The sequence below is a fragment of the Leisingera sp. ABM4_101 genome (assembly GCF_056158725.1).
Genome location: NZ_JBSWTV010000002.1, coordinates 4102442 through 4126921, shown reverse-complemented (window position 1 = coordinate 4126921; position 24480 = coordinate 4102442). Strand labels below are relative to the sequence as shown.

At 60.5% G+C, this 24480-nt stretch carries 23 protein-coding genes and 1 tRNA gene; 9 read left to right on the top strand and 15 right to left on the bottom strand.

From position 1 onward, the window contains the following. Positions 1–57: 57 nt before the first annotated feature. Positions 58–336 (bottom strand): hypothetical protein, encoded by a 279-nt coding sequence (locus ACXAEK_RS21235; RefSeq protein ID WP_475044956.1) that lies wholly within the window; start codon positions 334–336, stop codon positions 58–60. A gap of 735 nt (positions 337–1071) precedes the next feature. Between ACXAEK_RS21235 and ACXAEK_RS21230 the strand changes: the two genes are divergently transcribed. Continuing rightward, entirely contained in the window at positions 1072–1209 is a 138-nt protein-coding gene (locus ACXAEK_RS21230; protein ID WP_475044955.1) for a hypothetical protein, read from the top strand. Between the two features lie 10 nt (positions 1210–1219). Further along, positions 1220–1594 (top strand): site-specific integrase, encoded by a 375-nt coding sequence (locus ACXAEK_RS21225; protein ID WP_475044953.1) that lies wholly within the window; start codon positions 1220–1222, stop codon positions 1592–1594. Positions 1595–1844: 250 nt separating this feature from the next. Here ACXAEK_RS21225 and ACXAEK_RS21220 read toward each other — a convergent pair whose 3' ends face one another. From ACXAEK_RS21220 to ACXAEK_RS21185, 8 genes are all read right to left on the bottom strand, one after another. Further along, a complete protein-coding gene (locus tag ACXAEK_RS21220; protein WP_475044952.1) occupies positions 1845–3326 on the bottom strand; it encodes a hypothetical protein in 1482 nt (493 codons plus the stop codon). Positions 3327–3573: 247 nt separating this feature from the next. Further along, positions 3574–3648, bottom strand: a tRNA-Gln gene (locus ACXAEK_RS21215). Beyond that, entirely contained in the window at positions 3639–3842 is a 204-nt protein-coding gene (locus tag ACXAEK_RS21210) for a hypothetical protein (protein WP_475044950.1), read from the bottom strand. The genes ACXAEK_RS21215 and ACXAEK_RS21210 overlap by 10 nt, the downstream gene beginning before the upstream one ends. 105 nt (positions 3843–3947) lie before the next feature. After that, positions 3948–5879 (bottom strand): acyl CoA:acetate/3-ketoacid CoA transferase, encoded by a 1932-nt coding sequence (locus ACXAEK_RS21205; protein ID WP_475044949.1) that lies wholly within the window; start codon positions 5877–5879, stop codon positions 3948–3950. A 229-nt stretch (positions 5880–6108) separates the two neighbouring features. After that, positions 6109–8223 (bottom strand): peroxidase family protein, encoded by a 2115-nt coding sequence (locus ACXAEK_RS21200; RefSeq protein WP_475044947.1) that lies wholly within the window; start codon positions 8221–8223, stop codon positions 6109–6111. A 207-nt stretch (positions 8224–8430) separates the two neighbouring features. Then, positions 8431–10815 carry a response regulator gene (locus ACXAEK_RS21195; RefSeq protein WP_475044945.1) on the bottom strand — a complete coding sequence of 795 codons (2385 nt, stop codon included), beginning with the start codon at positions 10813–10815 and terminating at the stop codon, positions 8431–8433. After that, entirely contained in the window at positions 10812–11843 is a 1032-nt protein-coding gene (locus ACXAEK_RS21190; RefSeq protein ID WP_475044944.1) for a cytochrome-c peroxidase, read from the bottom strand. Before ACXAEK_RS21190 ends, ACXAEK_RS21195 begins: the two co-directional genes overlap by 4 nt. A 77-nt stretch (positions 11844–11920) precedes the next feature. Then, the gene (locus tag ACXAEK_RS21185) at positions 11921–13153 is read right to left on the bottom strand and encodes an NnrS family protein (protein WP_475044942.1); all 1233 of its coding nucleotides are present in this window, start codon (positions 13151–13153) and stop codon (positions 11921–11923) included. Between the two features lie 244 nt (positions 13154–13397). Between ACXAEK_RS21185 and ACXAEK_RS21180 the strand changes: the two genes are divergently transcribed. Then, entirely contained in the window at positions 13398–14093 is a 696-nt protein-coding gene (locus tag ACXAEK_RS21180; RefSeq protein ID WP_475044940.1) for a Crp/Fnr family transcriptional regulator, read from the top strand. Positions 14094–14405: 312 nt separating this feature from the next. Here ACXAEK_RS21180 and ACXAEK_RS21175 read toward each other — a convergent pair. The 3 genes from ACXAEK_RS21175 to ACXAEK_RS21165 all read right to left on the bottom strand — a co-directional run bounded on the left by ACXAEK_RS21175 (position 14406) and on the right by ACXAEK_RS21165 (position 17109). Beyond that, positions 14406–15532, bottom strand: a protein-coding gene (locus tag ACXAEK_RS21175) for an IS3 family transposase (RefSeq protein WP_475038988.1) whose coding sequence is annotated in 2 segments (ribosomal slippage) — positions 14406–15268 and positions 15268–15532 — 1128 coding nt in all. Because the reading frame shifts where the segments join, the coding sequence is not laid out codon by codon here. A gap of 53 nt (positions 15533–15585) precedes the next feature. Then, positions 15586–16485 (bottom strand): YaaC family protein, encoded by a 900-nt coding sequence (locus ACXAEK_RS21170; protein ID WP_475045341.1) that lies wholly within the window; start codon positions 16483–16485, stop codon positions 15586–15588. A gap of 414 nt (positions 16486–16899) precedes the next feature. Beyond that, positions 16900–17109 carry a hypothetical protein gene (locus tag ACXAEK_RS21165; RefSeq protein ID WP_475044939.1) on the bottom strand — a complete coding sequence of 70 codons (210 nt, stop codon included), beginning with the start codon at positions 17107–17109 and terminating at the stop codon, positions 16900–16902. Between the two features lie 124 nt (positions 17110–17233). Between ACXAEK_RS21165 and ACXAEK_RS21160 the strand changes: the two genes are divergently transcribed. The 6 genes from ACXAEK_RS21160 to ACXAEK_RS21135 are packed head-to-tail and all read left to right on the top strand — an operon-like array spanning position 17234 to position 22119. Then, positions 17234–17686, top strand: a complete 453-nt coding sequence (locus ACXAEK_RS21160; RefSeq protein WP_039150931.1) for a c-type cytochrome — start codon at positions 17234–17236, stop codon at positions 17684–17686. A gap of 13 nt (positions 17687–17699) precedes the next feature. Further along, positions 17700–19043, top strand: coding sequence for a cbb3-type cytochrome c oxidase subunit I (locus ACXAEK_RS21155; protein WP_475044936.1), 1344 nt, complete (start codon positions 17700–17702; stop codon positions 19041–19043). 3 nt (positions 19044–19046) lie between these two features. Next, complete coding sequence (locus ACXAEK_RS21150) at positions 19047–19841, top strand: AAA family ATPase (protein ID WP_475044934.1); 795 nt, start codon at positions 19047–19049, stop codon at positions 19839–19841. 4 nt (positions 19842–19845) lie between these two features. Further along, positions 19846–21723, top strand: a complete 1878-nt coding sequence (locus ACXAEK_RS21145) for a nitric oxide reductase activation protein NorD (protein WP_475044933.1) — start codon at positions 19846–19848, stop codon at positions 21721–21723. Between the two features lies 1 nt (position 21724). Further along, positions 21725–21898, top strand: coding sequence for a hypothetical protein (locus tag ACXAEK_RS21140; protein ID WP_475044931.1), 174 nt, complete (start codon positions 21725–21727; stop codon positions 21896–21898). Beyond that, entirely contained in the window at positions 21895–22119 is a 225-nt protein-coding gene (locus ACXAEK_RS21135; protein ID WP_475044929.1) for an NnrT protein, read from the top strand. The genes ACXAEK_RS21140 and ACXAEK_RS21135 overlap by 4 nt, the downstream gene beginning before the upstream one ends. Positions 22120–22244: 125 nt before the next feature. Here ACXAEK_RS21135 and ACXAEK_RS21130 read toward each other — a convergent pair whose 3' ends face one another. The 3 genes from ACXAEK_RS21130 to ACXAEK_RS21120 all read right to left on the bottom strand — a co-directional run bounded on the left by ACXAEK_RS21130 (position 22245) and on the right by ACXAEK_RS21120 (position 24460). Then, complete coding sequence (locus ACXAEK_RS21130) at positions 22245–22493, bottom strand: EF-hand domain-containing protein (RefSeq protein WP_475044928.1); 249 nt, start codon at positions 22491–22493, stop codon at positions 22245–22247. Between the two features lie 418 nt (positions 22494–22911). Then, positions 22912–24054, bottom strand: a complete 1143-nt coding sequence (locus ACXAEK_RS21125; RefSeq protein WP_475044927.1) for a M56 family metallopeptidase — start codon at positions 24052–24054, stop codon at positions 22912–22914. Continuing rightward, on the bottom strand, positions 24044–24460 hold the full coding sequence (locus tag ACXAEK_RS21120) for a BlaI/MecI/CopY family transcriptional regulator (protein ID WP_475044925.1): 417 nt from the start codon (positions 24458–24460) through the stop codon (positions 24044–24046). Before ACXAEK_RS21120 ends, ACXAEK_RS21125 begins: the two co-directional genes overlap by 11 nt. Positions 24461–24480 lie beyond the last annotated feature (20 nt).

The window sequence follows — 24480 nt, the reverse complement described above, 5'->3', positions numbered from 1 at the left end:
TTGCTTCTTAATGGAGGCCCATTGCGTTAGAAGACGGGAACCCTTGCGACGGCTTGATCAGAACTTGAAATCTTTTGGTCCCCGGTTGAAAACGTACTCAAAGACTGCCCCAAGGTGCGCGTATAGTTCGTCATCGGTGTCAAAGGAGGAGTTGTGCTGATCTTCCCATTCCTGAGCGCTGTAAGGCCGGTTCTTCAGAACCCACTCAAAGGCAGTGCGCCAGGCGTCTCGCCGCATGCCATCGTTCATCGCCAGATTGCGCAGAAACCTGGCATCAAACGAGTCTCCGGATAGGTTGAAGAAGATAAAACCCTCAAATTTTTCTATTTCTTTCATTTGCTTGCCTCCGGATACATCGTGATCAAGCGCGGCTCTGAACCGGGAACATAGTTCCCATTTGAGTTTACATGGAATTGAAAGCGGACAACAATCACCGCGTTCGAAAAGTCCACCGGCACGGCACGCCGTGGGTTCTTCAGTGACCCAATACGCTGTACTCCTTCAACACGGCTGGCAGCGTCAGCGCCAAGAGCATCATACAGCGGCAACCTTATAGCAAACCTTCCATCAGCATCAGTTTTCAGAGCCCCAACAGTTTGGGGGCCAAATCCATCTGAGGGGTCAGAAAATCTTCCTTGCGCGATTGCGAGAGCATCACGGTATTCCTGACTGCGCCGAGCACCCTCCCCAGCCTCTGCAGGCTTACCGTGAACTCGGACTGGCCGCCATTTTGCAGGAAGCGGGAGGAAGGGGACGCAAGCATCATAGTTCGCCTCAAGATTGGAACAGACACCATAATTCCATACCTGCGTTAAGGCTGGCCAAAGACTGCGCGCGCTTATCGGCAGTACGCAGCAACACCCTTAGACATTGAGTTGAGTTGCCTGACTAGAGAAACTGCAAGCCCCTAAAACCGAGCATCCCTCCGTATCTAAATTGATAGCAACTACGGAGGTTTATCATGCTGTATCAACTACTTGCTCTGCTCCTCAGGCACTCCAAGCCTCCTAAGCCCAAGCTTTCTTGGGGAGACGAGTTCCTTGTTTGGCTAGTCATCATCGCGGTTCTGCTATGGCTGAGCTGACTGAAGGCACCATCGTGGTCATCCACGCGTCTGAGGACTGGCCGGAGCATTTGTTCCGGATCACCGAGGTCTTTGACGACTGCGTGGGCGGCAACTCACTGAACGGACCATTGGAAGGCGAATAACCAACTGAGATTGCTGAAGACCGATGCTGCCGAACGGTTGGTGCCGGTTCATCCTCTACTTGATGAAGTGTTCCGAACGCTGCCCTCGGCAGGCCCATTGTTCCCGAAGCTAACCGTGAACCATGTAACTAAGGGATTTGCGGTACTTCGTCGACGGTTGCGGTTGGAGCGTCCAGGGCTGGTGTTTCACTCAACAAGGAAGTGGTTCGTGACCCAGTGCGAGCGTACCGGTGTGCCTGAGCACTTCACGGCGTCTTTGGTTGGGCACCAGTCAGCACGTTCCGAGAATGGCCTGACCTACGGCATCTACTCAGCAGGCATCAGCGACGAGCAGAAACGGTCGATCGTTGACCAGATCAGGTTGCCCTTTGGGGTTTCACCGTGAGCCAGGTGCCTGACATAGATGCATTCGACGAGAGGGCCGCTATCGCAGAACACGATGGCGGCCTTTCTCGTTCTAGGGCAGAGGATCTGGCGGCTAGATCTCAGGGCTTCGCTGACGCTGAAGACTACTGGCGATGGCTGGCGGAATACGTGCTAACCCGGAAGATACCATAGAGAAACCCCGGCTGGCTTCGTGCTGGCCGGGGGTGACCACTTTGGTTTTTTATGCCAGTTTGGGTCGCGCCGGGCGTTTAGACGAACAGGAAGTGATCGCTCACGGCTAGGTCATCGACTGCGGTGTTCTCGACCGTGATTTCGACATTACGGAAGCTCACCAGCACATCGTCGCCAACCTGCTCAAAGTCGAGTTGCCCAAATCTCGAAGCGCCTCGACCGATCTGAATATGGTCGATGCCTAGCTCGAAGTCGGTGATCGTGTCGGCGCCGTCGCCACGGTTGAAGACGAAGGTGTCGCGCCCACCACCGCCAGTTACCTCATCGTGACCACGTTGCCCCTGTAAAATGTCATGGCCGCTTCCGCCAGACAGCGTATCATTGCCGCCACCGCCTAGCAGACTGTCGCGCCCACCGCCACCTAGCACCAGATCGTTGCCGCCGTTGCCAACCAGCCGGTCGCTGCCGCCGTTGCCTTTCAATGTATCGGTCCCAGCCCCTCCTGCGGCAGTATCCGCACCCAGGCCACCCAATAGGATATCATCGCCTTTGTTCCCGCTAAGGGTATCGTCACCTGCTCGCCCCACAAGACGGTCATTGAAACTTCCGCCTATCAGCACATTGTCTTGCCGGTTGCCAAAAAGAACCAATTCACCAACGACTGGAGAGGTGGCTCCGCTGGTCACAGTTTCCAGAGTGCCCTGATCATCGGTGTAACTGACAAGCAAGGAAATCTCCGAACCGACATCCGCCTCAGTAAGGGTGTAGCTCTCATTGGTAGCATTGGAGATTGTTGAGCCGTCACGCAGCCATTGGTAGGATAGCGATCCGAGCCCGTCAGGGTCTGCAAGGCTCGAGATGTCAGAAGTTAATGTTTCCCGAAGAGTGGCTGCGCCAAAAATCGTCACTCCGCCGGTAGGTGTGTCGTTGACGTTACTGATTGGGTGGGAAATTTCACTAAATATCTGTTGCTCAAATGGTTCGAAGGTCGTTTGATTTTGAAAGTATTGCGCGGCATCCGCATAGGAGGATATTCCTTCTGCGTTTAGCGTATGGATAACTCTATTTCCCACATCGCCGCCGGACAAGTTGCTCGGCCATCCGTCCGCATTGTCCCAGTATTGACCAATCCCGCCTCTGTCTTTGATGCGCCGGGCCGCTTCAAGCGAAATGCCAAGCAGGGGAATGTCCCGCTCAGTATGGGCCACCTTGACCTCCCGCCCATTCTCCCGGATTCGGAGGTGCGGGACGTTATGGTCCAGGACAAAATCCTCTAGGGGTGCGCCGGTTATCTCGCTGGGCCGGGCGCCGGTATTGATGGTCATCAGGAAAATGTCCCGCGCCTCATCATTCAACCCGTCCAGCGCCCCAGGGGCTAGGAGGACGTCCGCTACATGCTTTCTGGAAAATGGCGGGTGAACCGTCTTGTTCTTGTTGCGCCTCACCTCGAACCGGAGCTTTACGAACGGGTTGTCCAGTTCGATTTTCTTTAGTGCAGCCCAGTCGGACAGCATTTTCGCCAGATGCCCGAAATCCTTGTTTGCGGTTTCGAGGTCCATCCCCTCCCGCTGAATCTTTTCCCCCCACCAGTCCCGGAATTTCAGGGCGTCCTAAGCCCCCGGTCATCCATTCCCAATCTCCAAGCACTGCCAGAGGGCAAAATGTTGCGGGATTTGTTGCGGGAAATGTTGCGGGATGCACAACCCTAGGTCAAGTGGGCAGTTTTCGCAGATTCTCTATGCCGTTGATTTGACTTGGTAAAAAGCGAAAAAACCCGATGCGTGAAGCATCGGGCTTAGAATTCTGTGGCTGGGGTGGTAGGATTCGAACCTACGGTACACGGTACCAAAAACCGCTGCCTTACCACTTGGCTACACCCCATCGGTGAGGCGCTGTCTAAAGTTTGTTGCGGGGGGGTGCAAGAGGGTTTTTGAAAAAAAGTGCAGTTCTTTTCCATGCCCCCTGAAAAACCCAGCCGGAGCAGTGGCACAGGTCCCGGAGCCGGGGCGTTCAATGCCGGAAATCAAAATGAAATGAAAGATTTGGACGGCCATTTCCATAAAGGGGATACTCATCGCAAGGCTCCTAGATGAGCGCTGTCCCGGCGTGATTGAACAGGCCGGGGCAGGGGGGCAATCAATGGCGAAGCCCGTTGCCTTACGGGGCAGGAAGAGGCTGTTTCAAGAGCCCCAGATCGCCTGATGTGCTTCCTCGCCGCTTTCGAAGATATGCGGCTGGACGCTGCGGCTTGACAGCTCGCCCTGCATCTTCAGGCGCATGAAGGCACTGGTGGTGTAATGGGCAATCAACTCGCTATTGTGCTTTAGAAGCTGCCCGACTGTGGCCGCATAGTCGTCCTGCAGATCTTCGGCGATGCGGAAGCCGTTCTGGTTCATCACCATGCTTACACCAGTACCGCTCTTGGCGTAGGCTTCCTGCAGCACCCGGTCCAGATCCTCGATGTCACGCTTTTTCTTGACGCTCCAGCCTTCCAGGTTGAGGAACATGGTGTGGCGGGCGGCGTCATAGGTGACGCGTTCCGACAGGTTGAGGTTCAGCAGGTCATTCATCAGCCCCATTGGCTCGTCGCGGAAAATGCGCGGGTCCATTTGGGTGACGTTCTCGATGATCGGCTTGAACTCCATCTGGTCCAGAATATCGCGCTGCAGGTCGATGCCCGGGGCGATCTCAATCAGCTCTAGCCCCTTGGGGGTCAGCTGCAGCACGCAGCGTTCGGTGACATAAAGCACCGGCTGCGAACGTTTCGAGGCATAAGGCCCGGAAAAGGTGATTTGTTCGATCAGTCGCACGAACTTCTTGTTGCGGCCCTCCTGGACGATACGTAGCTGGCCGTCCTCGACCGCAACCTTCAGCCCGCCAGCGGTGAAAGTGCCGGCAAAGACCACGGCGCGGGAGTTCTGCGAGATGTTGATGAAGCCGCCGCAGCCGTTCAGGCGGCCGCCGAAGCGGGAGGCGTTGACGCTGCCCTCGGCGTCGCATTCGGCCATGCCGAGACAGGTGAGGTCCAGCCCGCCGCCGTCGTAGAAATCGAACATCTGGTTCTGGTCGATGATGGCGTCGGCATTGGCGGAGGAGCCGAAACTTGAGCCGCCTGCCAGCACCCCGCCCACCGCGCCTGCCTCGGTGGTGAGGGTGATATAGGGAGTGGCCTTTTCTTCGTTGGCCACGGCCGCCACGCCATCGGGCGCGCCGACGCCGAGGTTCACAGCACCGTTGGGCGGCAGCTCAAAGGCGGCGCGGCGGGCAATGATCTTGCGCTGATCCAGCGGCATCTTGGCGATGCCCTCAACCGGGACCCGGATTTCGCCCGACAGGGCCGGATTGTGCTGCACGCCATAGTTCATCCGGTGCATCTCCGGGTCATCTGCGACGCAGACACAGTCCACCAGCAGGCCGGGGATCTTCACGTCTTTGGGCTTGATCGAACCGTCCTCGACGATGCGTTCCACCTGGGCGATGACGATGCCGCCGTTGTTGTGCGCGGCCATCGCCTGGGCCAGGCAGTCCAGTGTCAGCGCCTCGCGCTCCATGCTGATGTTGCCGGAGCGGTCAGCACTGGTGCCGCGGATGAAGGCGACGTCGATCTTGGTGGCTTTGTAGAACAACCATTCCTCGCCATCCACTTCGTGATAACGGACGATGTCTTCCTTGGTCACCTTGTTCACCTTGCCGCCGCCATGGCGCGGGTCGACATAGGTGTGCAAGCCAACCTTGGAGAACAGGCCGGGCTGGCCTGCTGCGCAGGCGCGGTAGAGCTGCGAGATCACTCCCTGGGGCAGGTTGTAGCCGCAGATCTTGTTCTCCTGTGCGGCTTGGGCGACTTTGGGCATCCGGCCGAAGTTGCCGGCAATCACCCGGCGCAACAGGCCATCATGATGCAGGCGCCCGGTGCCCAGGCCCTTGCTGTCGCCCGCACCTGCGCACATGATCAGTGTGAGGTCGCGGGGGGCGCCTTCGGCCACGAAGCGCTTTTCCAGTGCCGCGTGCAGCATTTCCGGAATGCAGCTTTGCACAAATCCGGTGGTGGTCACGACATCCCCGTCCCGGATCAGCGCCATTGCTTGTTCGGTTGTGGTTGTCTTGTCTTTCATGGCGGCGCGTCCTCCCCGATGCCTGTCGCCTCCCGCGCGGGCTGGGCAGCCTTGCGGAAATCTGATCGGGCATTTTAGGCGCTGCGCGATTTCCACCTGTCCGCTGATTGCGTCAGCGAATGAGGGAGTTGCGACATCCATGCTGGCTGGGTTGACGTAAGTTTCCTATCGGCGGCTGCCTGTTCTTGAAGGAGGGCGTGGTGCGCTGCCGCCCGCCGGAGGCGCGGGGTCAGAGCAAGCTGTCGCCGCCGTCCAGCCACGCCGCCAGGCTGACATCCTCCAGCAGCACGGACCAGTCCCTGCCATCGGACAGCAGCAGCCCGGCAGCCTGTTCCTCAATCTGCAGGACGTGCCGCATCGGGCCGGTGACCTTGATTTCATCCAGGCCAGGGGTGAAGTCGGTGACGGTGTCGTTGCCGGTATGACGGGTGCGGAACAAAAAACAGTCGCCGCCGGTGCCGCCCGTCAGCAGATCATCCCCAATGCCGCCGGACAGAGTGTCAGCGTGCTGTCCTCCGTTCAGCGTGTCGCGGCCGCTGTTGCCGGAGAGATGATCCTTGCCGCTGCCGCCTGACAGAAAATCATCCCCCTGGCGTCCGCTCAGCCTGTCCCGCCCGCTACCGCCGGTCAGGGCGTCGTGCCCGTGTCCACCGCCAAGGCGGTCGCTTCCGCTCCCGCCGCCCAGCACGTCGTGGCCTGTTCCGCCGCTCAGGTAGTCCTCTCCCCTGGCGCCCTGCAGCGTATCATCGCCACGTCCGCCTTGCAGATCATCACCGCCAGCGCCCCCGAAAAGAAAATCATGACCACCCCGGCCATGCATGAAGTCCCGTCCCCCACCCCCCTGCAGCGCGTTGTCCGCTCCAGAGCCGACGGTCCTGTCCATACCGGCAAAGACCTCCTTTTGCAGGACACCGGTATCCGTGTTGCGCAGGACAATATCGGACAGTCTGGTTGCCCAAAGTGTTTTCAGCTCGCCGGCGGGGATGCCGTCCCGTGACTGGCTCCAGAATGGATCGCCATCGCGCAGGCGGGTGAACTGGTCCGCCATCACAATGGAAAAGGTCTCTCCCAGCAGGCTGCCGACGGCCGGGTCCTCGGCCAGGCCGCCGATCCATGCATCCACCAGGGCGACGTCGCCATAGGCCTCCTCCAGACGGGTGGCAAGGGCCGGGTCCGCGGTGATATCTGCAAAACTTTCCGCCATATCCAAGCCAAGCGCCTGGCGCAGGCCGTTGTAGCTGGCAACCCCCAGGTCGCGGCCGCGCTGGATGTTGAGGGCGGCCAAATCCAGTCCGCCTGCACCAGGCGCACCGAACAGGAAGGAGCGCACATCCTCGACCACTTTGGTGTCGACGGCCTCCGCGGCCTGTCCAGCAGCGCCGCGCAGGACGTTTTCCATCATCCCGTCCCGGCTCACCAGATGCGGCTGAAAGAAGACGTCCCGCAGGGCCAGCGGATCCAGCCGGGTTCCGTTTTCCGATACCAGTTGCAGGCTGGCTGGAAGCAGAGTGTGCCCCAGCCGGTAAACGGCCGTTGAAAATTCGATTGCGATGCCTGGGTTCACTCCCGCTTTGTACCCGTCATACGCGTTAATGGCAGCGGGCCCGAGCAGCACGGGCAGAAACTCCTTGAAGGTTACCGCTTGAACCAGAGCTTCGACCCGGGCGCGGGAGGCTTCAAACAGCTGATCATCGGTCAGGCCTGGATCCCTGAGGGCAAGTTCGGCCGCCAGGCGGTTGTGTTCGCGGGTAAAGAGCGTGTGCATCGACGACAGTGCGACATTCTCGGCGGCGCGCACGTCACCGGTGAGGAAGCCGTGGCCCTCCAGCAGCAGATGATTGTCCTGGGTCATCTTCAGTCTGCCGCCGTCCGCCCGCAATGCTGCCAGGGTTTCTGCAGTTGAGCCATAGATCATCGACGCGTCAATATAGGCCGTGATCTCGTTTATGTATGCGCCGTTTTTTTGGTCGACCCGGGTAAAGGGGATAACCGCCTGTCCAGTGCCTTCAGGATCAAAATGCGGATCGCCCGCGGGCACAGGAATATCCGCGCGGGTGGTGTGCCCTTCGCTGGTCAGTGATAGATCATGATCCAGGAACTGTCCCCAAATCCACAGAAAATCAGAGGCCCCGGCGCTGTTCGGGAGGCTGCCGTCCTGCACCGACAGGATGTTTGAAATGTCGCGCGGATTGGGACGGTGTTCTCCGGCCATTTCGCCGCCGGCTCCCAGACCACTGGGTGCCATATGCAGAAGGTTTGTCCCGGTTGCGCCCCAGTCCGGGTTTTCTGAATGTGTTAATACCCCATCGGCAGGGCGCGCGGCCCCGATTTGCAAAACGGACATGTGATCCCCCAATCACTCATTACTTTCACCAAAGCTGCCAGCGTGCGGCTGCTCCGCCAATTGAGCACCACGATGGCAGGCGCCTGAAAATCTCCGGAACTGGTAAAGTCCTGCCGGACTCAGGCAGAACTTCAGTCTATCACGAAACCGTGTGCTTTTGTGATGTTTCGTGAATTCAGATAGGGCAAAGGCCGGAATCTGCTTGTGTCAGGCCTGCCGGACATGTGTGGCGGCGCTGTCGGATGCCGGGCCATTGGTCCATTTGGCAATGTGTTCCAGCAATTGCTGTTTCCGGACCGGTTTCGACAGAAATCCAACCATCCCCGCCGCGCGGCACGCGGCTTCGTCGGAACTCAGCACATTGGCTGTCAGGGCCAGGATAGGGCAGGGCGGATGCCCGTTCTCCTGTTCCCAGGCCCGCAGGCGCCGGGTGGCTTCCAGCCCGTCCATCACCGGCATCGACATATCCATCAGCACCAGATCAAAGCTTTGGGCTGCAAAAGTGTCCACCGCCTCTTGCCCGTTGCTGCAAATGGTAAGCTGAACGCCAGTGGGAGCCAGCATTTTCTTCAGGACCAGCTGATTGGTCCGGTTATCCTCAGCCACCAGCAGGCGCAGGTGGCTGAACCGGTTCGCGTCTGGCGCAGCCTCTGCCTGCTGCAAAATGGGGGATGTTGCGGGCGCGGCGCCAGTGCTTAGCGCGTCCTGCAGGGTTTGCAGCAGCAGCCTGTTGCGGGCCGGCTTCATCAGGACGCGCAAAGTCTTACACTCTTTGAGCGTTTCATAGGCCGAGAGCATCTGGCTGCCCGCGCAAAAGACGATGGGCAACTCGCGGCAGCCGGGCAGTGCGTGCAGGCTCCGGCACAGGTTCCTGGCCTGCTCCAGCGGCAGGCTGGTTTCGACTAGAACAAGGTCGGGCGGCTGGTTTTCCTTCGCCATGGTTGCGACTTGTTCCAGCAGGCCGGCCATGCTGCGCGGGGCCAGAGTCTCAGCCCCCCAGTAGGCCAGTTGGCGCAGCCGCACATCCCGTGCAACCGCAAGGTCGGCGGCTACAGCCACGCGTTTTCCGGCCAGCGGGCGGCGGGGCAATTGTGCTGGTGCTGCAACCGGAAGCGTCAGGCACACCGTGAAACAGGACCCTTGGCCGGTCTGCGAGACCACATCGATCCGCCCACCCATGGCCTGTGCCAGGCGCGAGGAGATGGCCAGGCCCAGGCCGGTGCCTTCAAAACGCCGGGCAGTGGTGCTTTCCACCTGTTCAAAGGCATGGAAAATCTGGCCGATGCTCTCTTCCGGAATGCCGACGCCGGTATCGCGGACATCTATACACAAGGGAATTCTGTGAGAGGCATCATAGTTGAGCCGAATGCTGATGTGGCCTTCCAGCGTGAACTTCACAGCGTTGCCGACAAGGTTCATCAGAATCTGGCGCACCCGGCCGCTGTCACCGATAAAGACGGCCGGGGTATTCTCCGGGATGTCGATGCAGATCTCCACACCCTTGGCAGTGGCTGAGGGCGACATCAACGTGGCGACATCATAAACAACATCGCGCAGGTTGAAGGGCTGTTCCAGCATCTGGGTTTTGCCGGCTTCCAGCTTGGAAAAGTCGAGAATGTCGTTGACGATGCGCAGCAACGCCTCAGAGGATGCTAGTATGGTCCCGGTACAGGACTGCTGTTCAGGTGTCAGGCTGGTTTCATTCAGCACTTCCGCCATCCCGAGGACCCCGTTAATCGGGGTCCGGATTTCATGGCTCATCGTAGCCAGGAATCGGGACTTTGTCTCAGTTGCGGCCTCGGCTCGGGTTTTTTCCTGCTGCAAGTGTTCGGCAATGCGCTTTTTTTCCACCAGGCTGGCTTCCAGGGTGTCCAGGGCGGTGAAGACGGCAGAGATTTCATCCGCTTCCTGTTGCGAGGCAGGCTGCTCCCGGCTGGCAAGGCGCCGCAGTTTGGATGCGGCCACCTGCATCGCCTCTGAAATGGCATGCGCCTTGCGCATGGCAAAGATCAGCGCGGCGGCCATCAGCAGGGCGGTGCCGGTGAGGCCAAGAATGAAGATCCGGGACAATGCCTGATTGGCTGCTGCCACGGCCTGTTCCGCGTGTGAAGCGGCCAGCCGGGTCACGGTCTCCGCCTGCTGGGTGACCGCCTCGCTGCTCATCATCAGGGCGCTGAGAGTGGGTATCTGCTGGGCAGGTTTGATGCCCAGCAGAATAACTGCCATCTCGCACCATTCCGTCAATGACTGGTTGAGCGTTTCAGCAGAACTGCGCAGGTGCCCCGGCAGCGGTTGTTTGAGAAGGGCGTTCAGGTCCCGGTTGATGTTGCGAAGGTGGGCTTGAAACTGGCTGGCGGCTTCATCCTGGGGGATCAGCCGGGTCATTGCCAGAACGTCCTGTGCATAGAATTGGGCCGCGGTGATGCCGGCGCTGACGCTGCTGGTGCGGCGGGTCACCTCCAGCGAGGCCTCAAGCACCGCATCCTTGCGCCCCGAGGCATAAGTTGCCATGCCGCCTACCAGAAGCGCGGCCAGCAAAGCCGCAACCGCAATAACCAGAACTGGCAGGACGGTGGAGCGCTTGATGTTCATATATGGCCCCTTTCAGCAGCGCGCATCAATTGGCCGGCAGGATCGGGGTTGGAACATGAGAACTCGGTATCCGTCAGGGTCTCCAGAAAGGCAATTAGGTCTGAGATTTCGTCTTCGCTGACAGAAAAGCCAGCGATATCCGGGCTGCGCCCGGCTTGGGCAGATCCCCCGCTTGCGTAATGGCGGATGACTGCCCGCAGCGATGGCAGGGAGCCGTCGTGCATATATGGCGCCCGCAGTGCGATGCTGCGCAGCCCCGGCGTCTTGAAACGGTAGTTCAGGTCCGGGTTTCCAGGTGCTGCGCCGCCGCCGCCCAAGTCGTCGGTTGGCATGCCGATATCATGAAGCTGATTGTCAGTGAACATCCATCCTGTATGGCAGGACACACAGCCCGCCCGCCCGGTGAACAACTCAAAACCGCGCTTGGCGGCCTCAGGCACGGCGGTGTCATCGCCATCCGTCCAGCGGTCGAATTGTGCGACCCCGCTGACAATGGTGCGCTGATAAGTTGCGAGCGCTATGAGGACTGTTTCCTTGCCGATACCCCGCCCGGGGAACAACCGTTCGAACCAGGCACGGTAGTCCGGCACCGTACTCAGCCGGGCGGCAATACCGGCGAAGGTCGCGTTCATCTCGTCCGCTGCAGTGATCGGGCCGACGGCCTGTTCCTCCAGGCTGGCTGCGCGCCCGTCCCAGAACAGGGGGGTGATCCAGGCAGCATTCAGCAATGTCGGAGCGTGGCGGCGCACCGGTGTGTTCCCGGCGCCAATCGCCTTGGGCACGGGGGTTTCCCAGCCAAAGGATGGATTGTGGCAGCTTGAACAGCTGATGTTCTGCCCGCCGGATAGGCGGGGATCAAAGAACAGCATCTTGCCCAGCGTGGCGATCTCGCGGTTATAGGGGGCTGTTTCAGGAAAGGGCACGGTTGAAGGGCGTTTAAAATTCTCGAGCCCGGCGGCATTGGCCAGGCTCGAAACGGCCCACAAGAGCAGCGGCACCACAGCGGCGGCGGCAGCTTTCCACTGCATTCGTGACCTCCTCGTTCTATCCAGTTCCTAGTTACCCGGAATGGCATTCTCTGAGAAGGCCGTTAAAAATACGTGAGCTAAGCGCGTTCTGCTGCGGCCGGGGATGACTGGGGGGCGGCTGGTTTGCCGGACACCTTTTTGGGACCAAGGCGCTGCGAGACCAGCCAAGGGCCTGTTTTCAGAACCATCAGGGCAAAGCTGGCTGTCCACAGCACGCCCGAGGCCAGGATCCCGTCCCAGCCGGGCATCAGCTCAGCACTGCCCGCCAGACGCAGGGCGGCCGCTCCCAGCAGCAGCATGAAGGAGACTGTCAGCGCCGGGCCTGCGACCAGCGGGCGACCGCTGTGGCCCATGGTGGCCCGCATCATCACCGCAAGCGTCATGCCGCCGATGGCGCCGATGCCCAGGATATGCGCTGCGGCAGCGGGTTCGGTCTGGCCAAAGGGCACGCCGCCCGCTGCAATCAGCCCCGCCGGCACCAGCGCATAGGCCAGGTGGAGCATCAGCAAAAGCGGGTCGGGCAGGGTGGCAAGGCCGCGCCAGCGCCCCAGCCGCACCGCGTGCAGCAGGCCGGCTGCCAGCAACAGCGCGCCGCTGACGGCGGCCCAGGGCGCCGCGGTCCAGGCCACCAGCGCCGCTGCGCCAAAGACCAGCGCTACGGCGTCGAATTTGCCAAAGGGCACCGGCATTTTTTCCGCCCCGTGCTTGGCCAGCCAATTGCGGGTGAAGCTTGGGATGATCCGGCCGCCGATCAGCATGATCAGGAAGATCAGCACCGCAATGCCCAGCCGGCGCGAGACATCTGCCGCGCCCTCGGTCATCGCCTCGATGTGGAAGCAGGCATTTGCGGCGCCCAGCAGGGTAACCGGCACCAGCACCTTGAGGTTGCGCCAGTTCTCACCGGCGATGATCTCGCGCGCGATCATGGCAATCACCGCGGCCAGGAAGCCGCAGTCCGCAACCATCACCCCCAGCGCCGGCAGTCCCAGCCAGCCCGCCGCCGCCAGCCGCCCCAGCAGCCACAGGACGGACAGCAGCGCCAGCGGCAGGCCGCGCGCAGGCATCCGCCCGGTCCAGTTTGGCACCGCGGTGAACAGAAAGCCCGCCACCACGGCGGCGCCGTAGCCAAAGATCATCTCGTGAATGTGCCAGTCAGACGGCAGGAAGGGACCTGAATACTCCAGATTGCCGCGCCAGATCAGCAGCCAGACAGGCACCGCCAGCAGGGCAAACAGGCAGGCACCCAGGAAAAACGGCCGGAAGCCGAAGGAGAAGAGAACAGGTCCGGTATAGTCGGTTCGCGCAGCCATCACGGCCTCCTAGCGTCCAGGCAGATGAAAGGCGGGCGGCACTGGTCAGGTGCCGCCCGCCGGTCCGGCGCAAGGGACGCAATCTTTTGCCGGACCCTCTGGATCAGCACCGGCGGGCAGGGAAGAGGGAGTGTCCCCTGTTTCTGGAATTTCCCGTTTTTCCCGCACGGTTGTTTCCTCTGGCTTCACTATGCGATAACGGCGGGGGTATCTCTTTGTCCTTCAGCAAACTTGCGGTGCATTCTTGTCCAAGCTCGACGAAAGCCTCCTGACCGGGCTGCCGCCCTTCAGCCTCCTGGAACGCGGCCAGATCCGCGAAATCCTCGATCAGGCACTGCCCAAGAGGTATGACGAAGGCGCGGAGATCTTTCACGAAGGCCATGACGCCGAACGCTTCCACCTGCTGCTGGATGGCTACATCCGGGTGGTGAAGACCACCGAGGGCGGCGAGCAGATCATCGCGCTGCACATTTCGCCGGGCCAGCTGTTCGGCATCGCGCCGGCGCTGAACCGCGACACTTATCCGGCCACCGCCATCGCCGCCTCTGAATTGCTGGCACTGTCCTGGCCGGTACGGCTGTGGGGGGAGTTCACCGCCAAGTACCAGGGCTTCGCCACTGAGAGCTACAATACCCTGGGCCAGCGGCTGGGGGAGATGCAGACAAGGATCACCGAACTGGCGACGCAAGCAGTAGAGCAGCGGGTGGCGGCAGCGCTTCTGCGGATGGTGACCCAATCGGGCCGCAAGGTGGAGGAGGGGATCGAGATCGCCTTCCCCGTGACCCGCCGCAATATCTCCGAAATGACCGGCACCACGCTGCACACCGTCAGCCGTTTGTTGTCGGCCTGGGAGAAGGACGGCATCGTGCACTCCACGCGCAAGCACATCGTGGTGACGGCCCCGCACCGGCTGGTTGTGCTGAGCGGGGCACAGGGGTAGGAGCGTTTCTGCCGTTCGCTACCGTCGCAACTTTTGTCGGCCCGTACGGCCAAATTGATAAGAAGTAAACTCAGCAAGATCGCGACTACTGAGATGGCTAGATGCGCAAGACGGTCCAGAGCTGCCTCTCCGAACATGAAAGCAAAACTTCTATTGCCCCAACGCAAGATGATCGAGCCTAACTTTCAACATAATTGGCTCTTCTCTCTCAGAGCGTCAACACGGCCTAGAGTGTCGAAAGTTTTTAGTTTTGTGTAAGTGAGTTGCCGTTGTGGATGTGATCAGCCCCACCTGAGTGGTCCGGTTTGATTGTTAGTGCATGACCGGCCTCGGGTCCATCGGGACGAGTGTTTCCGGAGCCGGTGGGCGATAGCGCAAGGCGCTGTGTGGTCTTTTTGTGTTGTAGTGCTTCCTCCATTGTTCGATCAGGATCTGAGCCTCGCGCAGGCTGTAGAAGATTTCTCCGTTGAGCAGTTCATCGCGGAACCGGGCGTTGAAGCTTTCACAGTATCCGTTCTCCCAGGGGGATCCCGGCTCAATGTAGGCGGTCTTGGAGCCGACCGCAGCAATCCAGTCCCGGACAGCCTGTGCCACGAACTCAGGACCGTTGTCGGACCGGATGTAGGCCGGGACGCCCCGCAGGATGAACAGGTCACTCAAGGCATCGATTACGTCACCTGAGTTCAGCTTCCGCTTCACCCGGATAGCCAGGCACTCCCGGCTATGTTCGTCGAGGATGTTCAGCGTGCGGAAGGCCTTCCCATCATCGGTCCGGCAATGCACGAAGTCGTAGCTCCAGACGTGGTTGCGATATTCGGGCCGCAACCGGACACAGGAGCCGTCGTTCAGCCAGAGCCGTCCTTTCTTCGGTTGTTTCGCAGGCACTTTCAGCCCCTCACGCCGCCACAGGCGTTCGACACGCTTGTCGTTCACTTGCCAGCCTGCATCCCTCAGCAGGGCCGCGATCCGCCGGTAACCGTAGCGGCCGTATTGGCGCGCCAGCTCAATCATGTCCGCGATCAGGCGCGCCTCGTCGACCCGGCCTCGTGGCAATTTTCTCTGCGTGGAACGGTGCTGCCCCAGGACACGGCAGGCCTTCCGTTCCGACACGCTGAACCGACTGCGCACATGATCTATGCAGGCCCGGCGGCGAGCGGGGCTCAGAAGTTTCCCTTTGCGGCCTCCGACAGGATGAGCTTGTCCAGGGTCAGATCCGAAACGGCGCGACGCAGCCGCTCGTTCTCTTTCTGCAGCCGTTTGAGCTCTCTGAGTTGGTCGGTTCCCATCCCGCCGTATTGCTTGCGCCAGCGGTAGTAGGTCTGCTCGGTGATGCGCACTTCGCGGATCGCATCCACGCGCTGCAATCCCTGACCGACAAGCACCTCAACCTGCCGCAGCTTCGTGACAATCTCTTCCGGCTTGTGTCGCTTCGTTCCCATTCTGATCCTCCGTTTTCCTAAACATAACGGCGGACCACTTCATTGGGGGAGGATCAGATGCCGGGAACATGGATTTCCTGACCTGTGATCTCACATGCGATCTCATCTAGAAATTGAGTGGGTGCTGATTTGATGAATTCAGCGAGGATCCAGTTGCGCTGCGTGTCTAGAATGCGCGATAGGCGAATAGGGTCGTACCGAGAGAGCTCGCTAAGGCGATGCATCGCTGCAAAAATCATGGTTGGGGCGTGGCGATCCACAGTGACCAAACTAGAATGCCTTCTTTTTAAATACCATCGATCTGCACCCGCCACATAAGTCAAGTTGCGCCGCAACTTTTTGTGGTAATTTGTTAGCCTGCCAAGGTTCGCACGCTTTTCAGAGGTTCCGCTCTTCCATCTGAAGCGTTGCTTCTTGCGAACTACCAAATCGCTCGGGAATGTGGGGTTCTTCTGATAGCCCAGTGGAAGTGTCGCCAGAACTCGTTTGTCATCGAACCGAGCTTCCATCCCGAAACTAATCCAAGCTTCAGTTGAGCCCCGAGCCTTCACAAAAACAGGTTCAAAGGCAGAGAAAAAGTGAAAAGGCTCACTGTATGAAAGGCAGTAGGCCCTGTGGACAAAAGACATGTTCCCAAGAAGTTCTTTTAGCGTATAAGTTCCATTTCTTTCGTCTCCATAGTAAGTGATAAGTGCCGGTAAAACACCGCTTGTCTTTATCGTTATTTGTTCATTGGAGAGGCTTGCTTTACTTGCCGTTTTCTTTCCAGACACACCGTGGAGGTCAGAAAAAGATAGTCCCTTTGACGCCAAAAGCGCCTTTGTGGCGTTCAGGAAGCAATAGTATAGTGTTAGTGGTGATGCAGTAACAGGCAGCCCAAGAGATGCTCTGTAAAACTCTCGTGCCTGCTGCCAATAAAACTGGGCATCTGTAGCTTTTGCGTTCCGCCGAATCCATAGGTCGACATAAGATCCATAGATCTGAGGTTAGAACCTTTTCATCTTTCCAGGCCGGATTTACAACTGCACGCCTCAAAAGAAGCGGCTTTCTATCTATTGTGATTAATTCGTGCGCCAAGCTTCTGGTCTCTATGAAAACCCTAGAAAATAAACACGCGGTTTGAGTGGGGTCAAGGGCCGCTTCTCTCGGGTACTCTCTCTTTACGGAAACTCTTCATAAATCGTGTAGATCGTAGTTATGGGGTTCTTGTAGGGCAACTAGAAGCAATGGTCTTCTCAGTTCATCCTGAATGTGGCTAAGTGGCAGTCGGCTTAAGGTCGGCAGCAGCCTACTGAACATGCAGCATCTTAGCGAAGCATCGACGGCTGCAACAGGGTCGGCAGGGGTCACTCCCGCCAAAACGCGGGCTATGCCCCCATCATCCCCCGCAACTCCTTCCGGAACGCCATCTCCTCCAGTCCGTATTCCTCGCACGCATCAATCAGCGTGTGAAACGGCGCGATCGGGCAGCCGGGGCAGAGCATCTGGCGGTTCATAAACTCGCCCGCGCAGGCGGGCCAGTGGTGGAACAGTTCCGAGAGCGGCAAGTCGGGATCGTCGAAATCGGGGCGGCGCATGGCGTGTCCTCCTTTTCCTGCATTTTGCGTGCAGCAATGAGGCAGGTCTTTGCGCTTGGACAATATTCGCGGCGGTGCGCGGGTTTAGGCAGAACCCATCCGCAACTGTACTCAGGACCGCGATATGTCAGAGATACTTACCAAGTCGCGGGCCAGGAACGTGTTCTACGGGGGCTCCTTGTTCTTCGTCGTCGTGTTCGTGGCCATGACCGCGCACAGCCACCGCTTCATCGTCAACACATCTACCGCTGGCATGGAATTGACCGACGAGGTGCGCCAGGGCAAACACGTGTGGGAGCGCCATTCCTGCATCAACTGCCACACGCTGCACGGCGAGGGCGCCTATTTCGCACCGGAAGTGGGCAACGTGATGACCCGCTGGGGCGTGCTGGATGATCCGGAAGGCGCCTATGAAATGCTTGACGGCTGGATGAAATCGCAGCCCTCCGGCGTCGAGGGGCGCCGCCAGATGCCGTTCTTCGACCTGACCGAGGAGGAGACAAAGGCCTTGTCCGAATTCCTGCGCTGGGCGGATCAGACCGACACCCAGAACTGGCCGCCGAACGACGCGGGCTGAGGGGAGAGAAACAATGAAATATCAATCTCAAAAAGTGGCCTATGCCTATTTCATGGTGGCAATGGGCCTGTTTGTCATTCAGGTTCTGGGCGGTCTGCTGGCCGGCTGGATCTATGTCTGGCCTAACACGCTGAGCGAGCTTTTGCCGTTCAACATCGTGCGGATGCTGCACACCAACGCACTGATCGTCTGGCTGCTGCTGGGCTTCTTCGGTGCTGCCTATTATCTGATCCCCGAGGAATCCGAGCGTGAACTGTTCTCGGTGAAACTCGCCTATATCCAGCTGGCCATTCTGGTCGTCGGGACGCTCGGCGCGGTGGGGTCCTATCTTGTGGGCATCCATGGCGGGCGGGAGTTCCTGGAACAGCCCCTGTGGGTCAAGTTCGGCATCCTTGTTGCGGCGGTGATCTTCCTCGTGAACATCTCGCTGACCGTGCTGGCAGGCCGCAAGACCGCGATCACCAACATCCTGCTGATGGGCCTGTGGCTGCTTTCGCTCCTGTGGATCTTTGCCTTCATCAACCCGGACAACCTGTCGCTCGACAAGATGTACTGGTGGTTTGTTGTCCACCTGTGGGTGGAAGCCACTTGGGAACTGGTGATGGCCGCGATCCTTGGCTACCTGATGCTGAAGCTGACCGGTGTTGACCGCGAGGTGGTGGAGAAGTGGCTCTATGTCATCGTGGCGCTGGCGCTGTTCTCCGGTATCCTCGGCACCGGCCACCACTTCTTCTGGATCGGTACCCCCGGTTACTGGCAGTGGATCGGCTCGATCTTCTCGACCTTGGAAGTGATCCCCTTCTTCGCGATGATGAGCTTTGCCTTCGTCATGGTCTGGAAAGGCCGCAAGAACCACCCGAACAAGGCTGCGCTTTTGTGGTCGCTGGGTGCATCCACCGTTGCCTTCTTCGGCGCCGGCGTCTGGGGCTTCCTGCACACGCTGCACGGGGTGAACTACTATACCCACGGCACTCAGATCACCGCCGCGCACGGGCACCTGGCTTTCTATGGCGCCTATGTGGCGATGAACCTGGCGATGTTCACCTATGCGATGCCGCAACTGCGCAACCGCGACCCGTATAACCAGGTGCTGAACATGGCCTCCTTCTGGCTGATGACTGGCGGCATGGCCTTCATGACCTTCGTGCTGACCTTTGCCGGCACCATCCAGACCCACATGCAACGCATTGTCGGTGAGTACTTCATGGACGTGCAGGACCAGCTGGGACTGTTCTACCTGATGCGCCTCGGTTCCGGTGCAGTGGTGGTCCTGGGTGCGCTGTTGTTCATCTACGCAACCGTCGTGGTCCGCCGTGAAGTCATCAAACCCGGCCCCGCGGCCGTACCGGGAGAGTAAGCCATGAACGCGATGAACATGCCTTCCGTGCCCTTCTACCGTCCCGCAGGCGATGAATGCACCGTCTTCGAGATGGCCCAAGCCAACGGTCTGCCCCTTCTTCTGAAGGGGCCCACCGGCTGCGGCAAAACGCGGTTCGTGGAGCATATGGCAGCCCGGCTCGGGCTGCCCCTCCACACCGTCGCCTGCCATGACGACCTGTCCGCCGCTGACCTGATCGGGCGCTACCTGCTGAAAGGCGGCGAGACGGTCTGGGTCGATGGCCCGCTGACCCGCGCGGTGCGCGAGGGCGGCATCTGCTACCTTGATGAGGTGGTTGAGGCCCGCAAGGATGTGGCCGTGGTGCTGCACCCGCTGACCGATGACCGCCGCCGCCTGGTCATAGACCGCACCGGCGAGGAGCTGGCTGCGCCCAAATCCTTCATGCTGGTGGCCAGCTACAACCCCGGCTACCAGAATATCCTGAAGAAGCTGAAGCCCTCGACACGGCAACGCTTCCTGTCGATCGGCTTCGACTTCCCGGAAGCCTCTGCCGAGACCGCAGTGGTTGCCTCTGAAAGCGGGCTGGACGAGGACCGCTCCGCCGCGCTGGTGCGCCTGGCGGGCCATATCCGCAAGCTTTCCGGCATGGACTTGGAGGAAGGTGTCTCTACCCGCCTCTTGATCTACGCCGCCACACTGATTGCCAAGGGCATGGGTGTGGAGCGCGCGGTGGAGGCCGCCATCATCGAACCCCTCAGCGACGAGGCCGACGTGCAACAGGCGCTGCGCGACCTTGCCGCCAGCGTCTACGGGTGATGCCATGATCCACGCTCTCGACCTTCTGGAACCCGAAGAAACGGTTGGCAACCTGTGGCACGGCATGGCTACGCGGATCGGCGCCGCAGAGGATGGGGCTGAGCACACCGTCCGGTTCGAGGACATGCGCGCCAGCGTGGCGGCCTTGTTCCGGGCGCTGGGCGGGGCCGGGGGCGTGGAGATCCAGGTGGCGCCCGCGGTGCTGTCGGACCACCGCCCGGACCGGCTGCGCCGCATCGGCACCCCGCGGGAGATGGTGCATCTGGCCAGTTTCGACGGCGAGCGTCTGCGCCTGCCGCCGGAAATGGCTGTTTTTCCCAAACCCGAACTGAACCGCAAGGCTTACCTGTGGCTGGCCGCGATGGCTGCCACGATCGAATTGCCTGAACGAAACGAAGACCTCTATCAGGCCGACCAGTTGGAGATCGCCGCCAATGCCCGCGCAGCGGACAAGGTGTTTGCCGCCTGTCCGGGGCTGCGGTCTGCCTATGGGGCGTTCTGCGCCCATACCGCAGAAACCCGCAAACGCAGCGGCCTGCCGCGGTCCGAGGCGCGGATCGAACAGATGGTACTGGATCAGATCGGCTCGGACTGCCGGATTGCCGAACCCTGCACCTGCACCGCGCCGCGCGGCTACCGGACCTATCAGCCGGTGCCGTTCTGGCTGCGCCTGCCGGTGCCACAGGCGGGCAGGGGCGCGGCGCCTGAAGCGGAGGAGATGAAAACCCCCGGCCTCGCCGTCTCCACCCGCAAGACAGCCAAGCGGCAGGATCAGGACCAGACCACCCGCAAGGACAGCTTTATCGTCCACCGGTTCGAGTCCATCCTGTCCTGGGCTGAAAGCCTGAACATCAACCGGATGGTGGATGACGACGACAACGAGAACGCGCAGAAAGCGGCAGAGGATCAGGACAACCTCACTCTCTCGCAGCACATGAAACGTGCCGCCTCAAGGCTGCGGATCTCGCTGGACATGTCGCCGCAGGATGCTGAACACGAACGGCTGGCGGGCCAGTTCACCTACCCCGAATGGAACCACCGCCTGGGCAAGCACATGCCCGCTCACGCTCGCGTGCTGGAGGCCGAGGGCAAGCCCGCCGGCAGCTTCCAGCCCGATCCTAAATTAGTTGCCCGCGTGCGCCGCCAGTTTGCACCGTTGCACCCGCGCCGGGTGATGCTGCCCCGGCAGCTGGACGGCGACGAGCTGGATCTGGAAGCGGTGGTGAAATCCCACGTCGATCTGGCCTGCGGCCAGCAGGGTAGCGACCGGGTCTGGCAGGCCAGCCGCCCGATGGCCCGCGACCTGAGCGTGGCGGTGCTGATGGACTGCTCGCGCTCCACCGAAGCAACCGTCGGCGACCGCCCGGTGATCGAAACCGCCCGCGAGTTGCTTGCGGCCCTAGCAGGCGGCATCGCCACTGCGGGCGACCGGCTGGGCATCTGGGGCTTCTCCTCCCTGCGCCGCGACAGGGTGTTCCTGACCCGCGCCAAGGGCTTTGAAGACCCTATGTCGGAGGCAGTCACAGCCCGCATCGGCGGCTTCAAGCCCGGTCACTACACAAGGCTTGGCGCCGCAATCCGACACGCCTCTGCCCAGCTGGCCGAAGAAAGTGCTGAACGCCGCCTTCTCCTGGTGCTGACTGACGGCAAACCCAACGATCTCGACCACTATGAGGGCGTGCACGGCATTGAGGACAGCCGCATGGCGGTGCGCGAGGCGCGCGCCCTGGGCCAGTCGGTGCATGGCGTGGTGATCGACGCCGACGGCCAGGACTGGTTTGCCCGCATCTTCGGCCGCGCGGGGTTCACATTGCTGCCCGACCCGGACCGGCTGCCGCGCGCACTGCCGGAAATCTATCAATCCCTGACAATGGAGCACTGAGATGAAACGCATTCTCTCCTTCGCCCTGCTGGCACCTTCCACCGTCTTTGCTGCCACTTTTGAACGCCCGATTCCGCAGCCGCAGACCGAAACCGCAGAGTTCTGGTTTCTGGTGGGCTCCATCGCGCTGATCGTCAGCCTGGGGTTTGTTCAATACTTGGTCAGCCGGCGATGACACCGCAGCCCTCCTGGCGGCTGCTGACGGCGCTTTACCCGTTCGGGGCAGGGGCTGCAGCGGTCAATATCTTCTTTGCCTCGCTGATTGCCAGCTGGATAGGCTGGCGGGTGCTGACCCCCTACGAGTTGGTGGCTTGGGGCCTGCTGCTGGGTTTGCCAATAACCTATGTCTTTGCCCGCCATATTGAGCGGTTGAAGCAGCAGGCAGACGGCGGTTGAACTGCGGGTGCGTCACAGAAAACAAGGCCCCGCTTGGCGGGGCCTTGGCACTCTTTACCATCGGCAGGGACATCCAGTAGCAAGGCGGCCCTGTGTCGGGGGGGGAGAGCCGCCTTGCCGCGGTTTCAGCCAGCCGCTGCCAGCAGGCCGGCATCCGCCGCTGCTTTAACCTCGGCCAGGTCAGCCTCGCCATCGGAATTGGCATCAATGGTGGCAAAGGTTTCCGCGGTCAGGTCCGGGAAGGCAGCCTGCAGCTCTTCCAGGGAATAGGTGCCGTTGCCATCGGTGTCGGCTTCTGTGATGGCCTCCATCGCAGCCAGCGGCGCGGCGGACAGAACAGCAAAAGCGGTGGCGGTCAGCGCGAATTTTTTCATGTGAGACACTCCATTCTATTGTTTGGTTTTACTTGCGGCCACGGTGTTCCGCGTGCCGTGGAATAGACCTACGGTGTGCCTTGGGGCGGTGCTATCCATTTGACTTAAGATGGTAATTTCAGGCGCCTAACTGCCTGAACGCCGTTGTTTGTTCGGCGCTTTGCTGCCCTTGCGGCAGGCTGGTCCTTTATCCGCCCAAGATCCGGGCTGTGTTTTGCAGAATTCTGCCTGCTCTTGCCCGGGAGATGCCCGAAACCTTGAAAGAAGGCCAAAGCGGTCATCGGGGCGGCTTGGAGAAGCGATGGAAATCCCGCTGACGGAAGCTGGTGCCCGATGTATGGCAACGGCCCGGATTCAGAGGCTGCAAAAGCTGGCGCAGGGGCGCGGGATCGAAGGTGGCCAGGCGGTGCTGCCGGGCTTACTGTGAGGCGATTGCAAAGCCGCCATTCAAGGCGCTGACAGCAAGCTCCGGGGTGCTGCTGCGGGTTGCCATCCGTTCCAAATTGACGATGGTGGACAGCATGATGCGGTCGTGGCTCCAGTCGCTCGGCCGCTGCAGCAGCATTGCTGTTGCAAGCACCACCCCTGCCATCGCCAAAGAGACAATAGCCCACCCTAGCGAATTGGCCCCCTGAGGCTGAACCGCGGTCACAGCAATGATGCGGCGCTGCAGCGACAGGCCGCGGCGGGTTTCGCGGCGGTCCACAAGGGCCACCGCGGGGCTGCGGCGCATGAACAGGGCCGGGCTGCGGGCCGCATGGGCACAGGCGCGGATCAGGCATTCGCAATAGGCGCGCGCATCGAAACCGGGCCGTGCCATCAGCGCCTGGTCGCAGGCAAATTCACGCAGCAGGCGCACTTCGCGGCGCCACAGATAGAATGCCGGATTCCAGAATAGGGCAGGGCGCAGCAGTTCCAGCAGGAACTCGCATTCGATGTCACGCTGGCGGAAGTGTTGCAGCTCATGGGCGACGGTCAGGCGCAGGTCGCGCGGATCATTCAGCAAGTCCGACGGCAGCACCACATAGCGCCGCAACAGACCCCGGGTCGAATAGGCAACCCGGATATTGTCAGAAACCAAAAGCTGCACCCGGCCGATGCGCTTCCAGACGAAGGCACCTGCCAGATTCTGGCGCAGACGGAAAACAGAAGCTGCCACATGGGCGAGGCAAATCAGCGCCCCGGCGGCAAAGGCAGCGGCAATGCCCTGAGCCCACAGAGGCTGCAGATTGGTGAGGCCGCGCACAGCATCCTCACGCAGGCCCAGCACGGCCTCAAACCTTCCGGCGCTCATGCCGACATTGCCTTGCAGGTATTGCGAGACCAGCATGTCGGAGAAATTCGGCGGATGGGCGATCACAAAATGGGTAAAGGCCAGGATCAGCGCCGGCGAGACGGCAAGTAAAACGGTCATCCCATTCAAAAGCCGCAGCTGCGGCTGGTAGGCCCGCCCCAGCGGGCTGCGTGTCAGCAGCTTGCGGGCGCCAACCCAAAGCGCCGCGCCTGCCAGCAGCAGGATATTCAGATCGATGTAGGCATTCAGCAGAACATCAGCTTGCATTGTCCCCCAACCTTTCCTCCAAGAGCGCCCGCATCTCCTCGAGCATCTCGTCGGTCACATCCTCATCATCGACCAGCCGGGCGACCAAAGCCGCCGGTGCACCGTTGAAGAGCTTGCTCGAAAGGTTTTTCAGAGATGTTTTCTGGTACTCTGCCTTGGGAACGGCAGGGCGGTAGACCAAAGAGCGGTCCTTGCGCTCGCTGGTGAGGAAGCCCTTCTGTTCCATGATCTTGAGAACCGTTGCCACCGAGGTATAGGCGCGCTCCTGCGCCTTATTCAGCTCAGCCAGGATATCACGCACGGTGCCGCCGCCCATGTCCCAGACGACGGTCATGAATTCCAGCTCAACCTCGGTCAGCAGGGAAGAGTCGTGTTTCTTGCGCATCGCCTCGGCAGTCCGGCTCATGTGATCGTTCCAGTTATGCT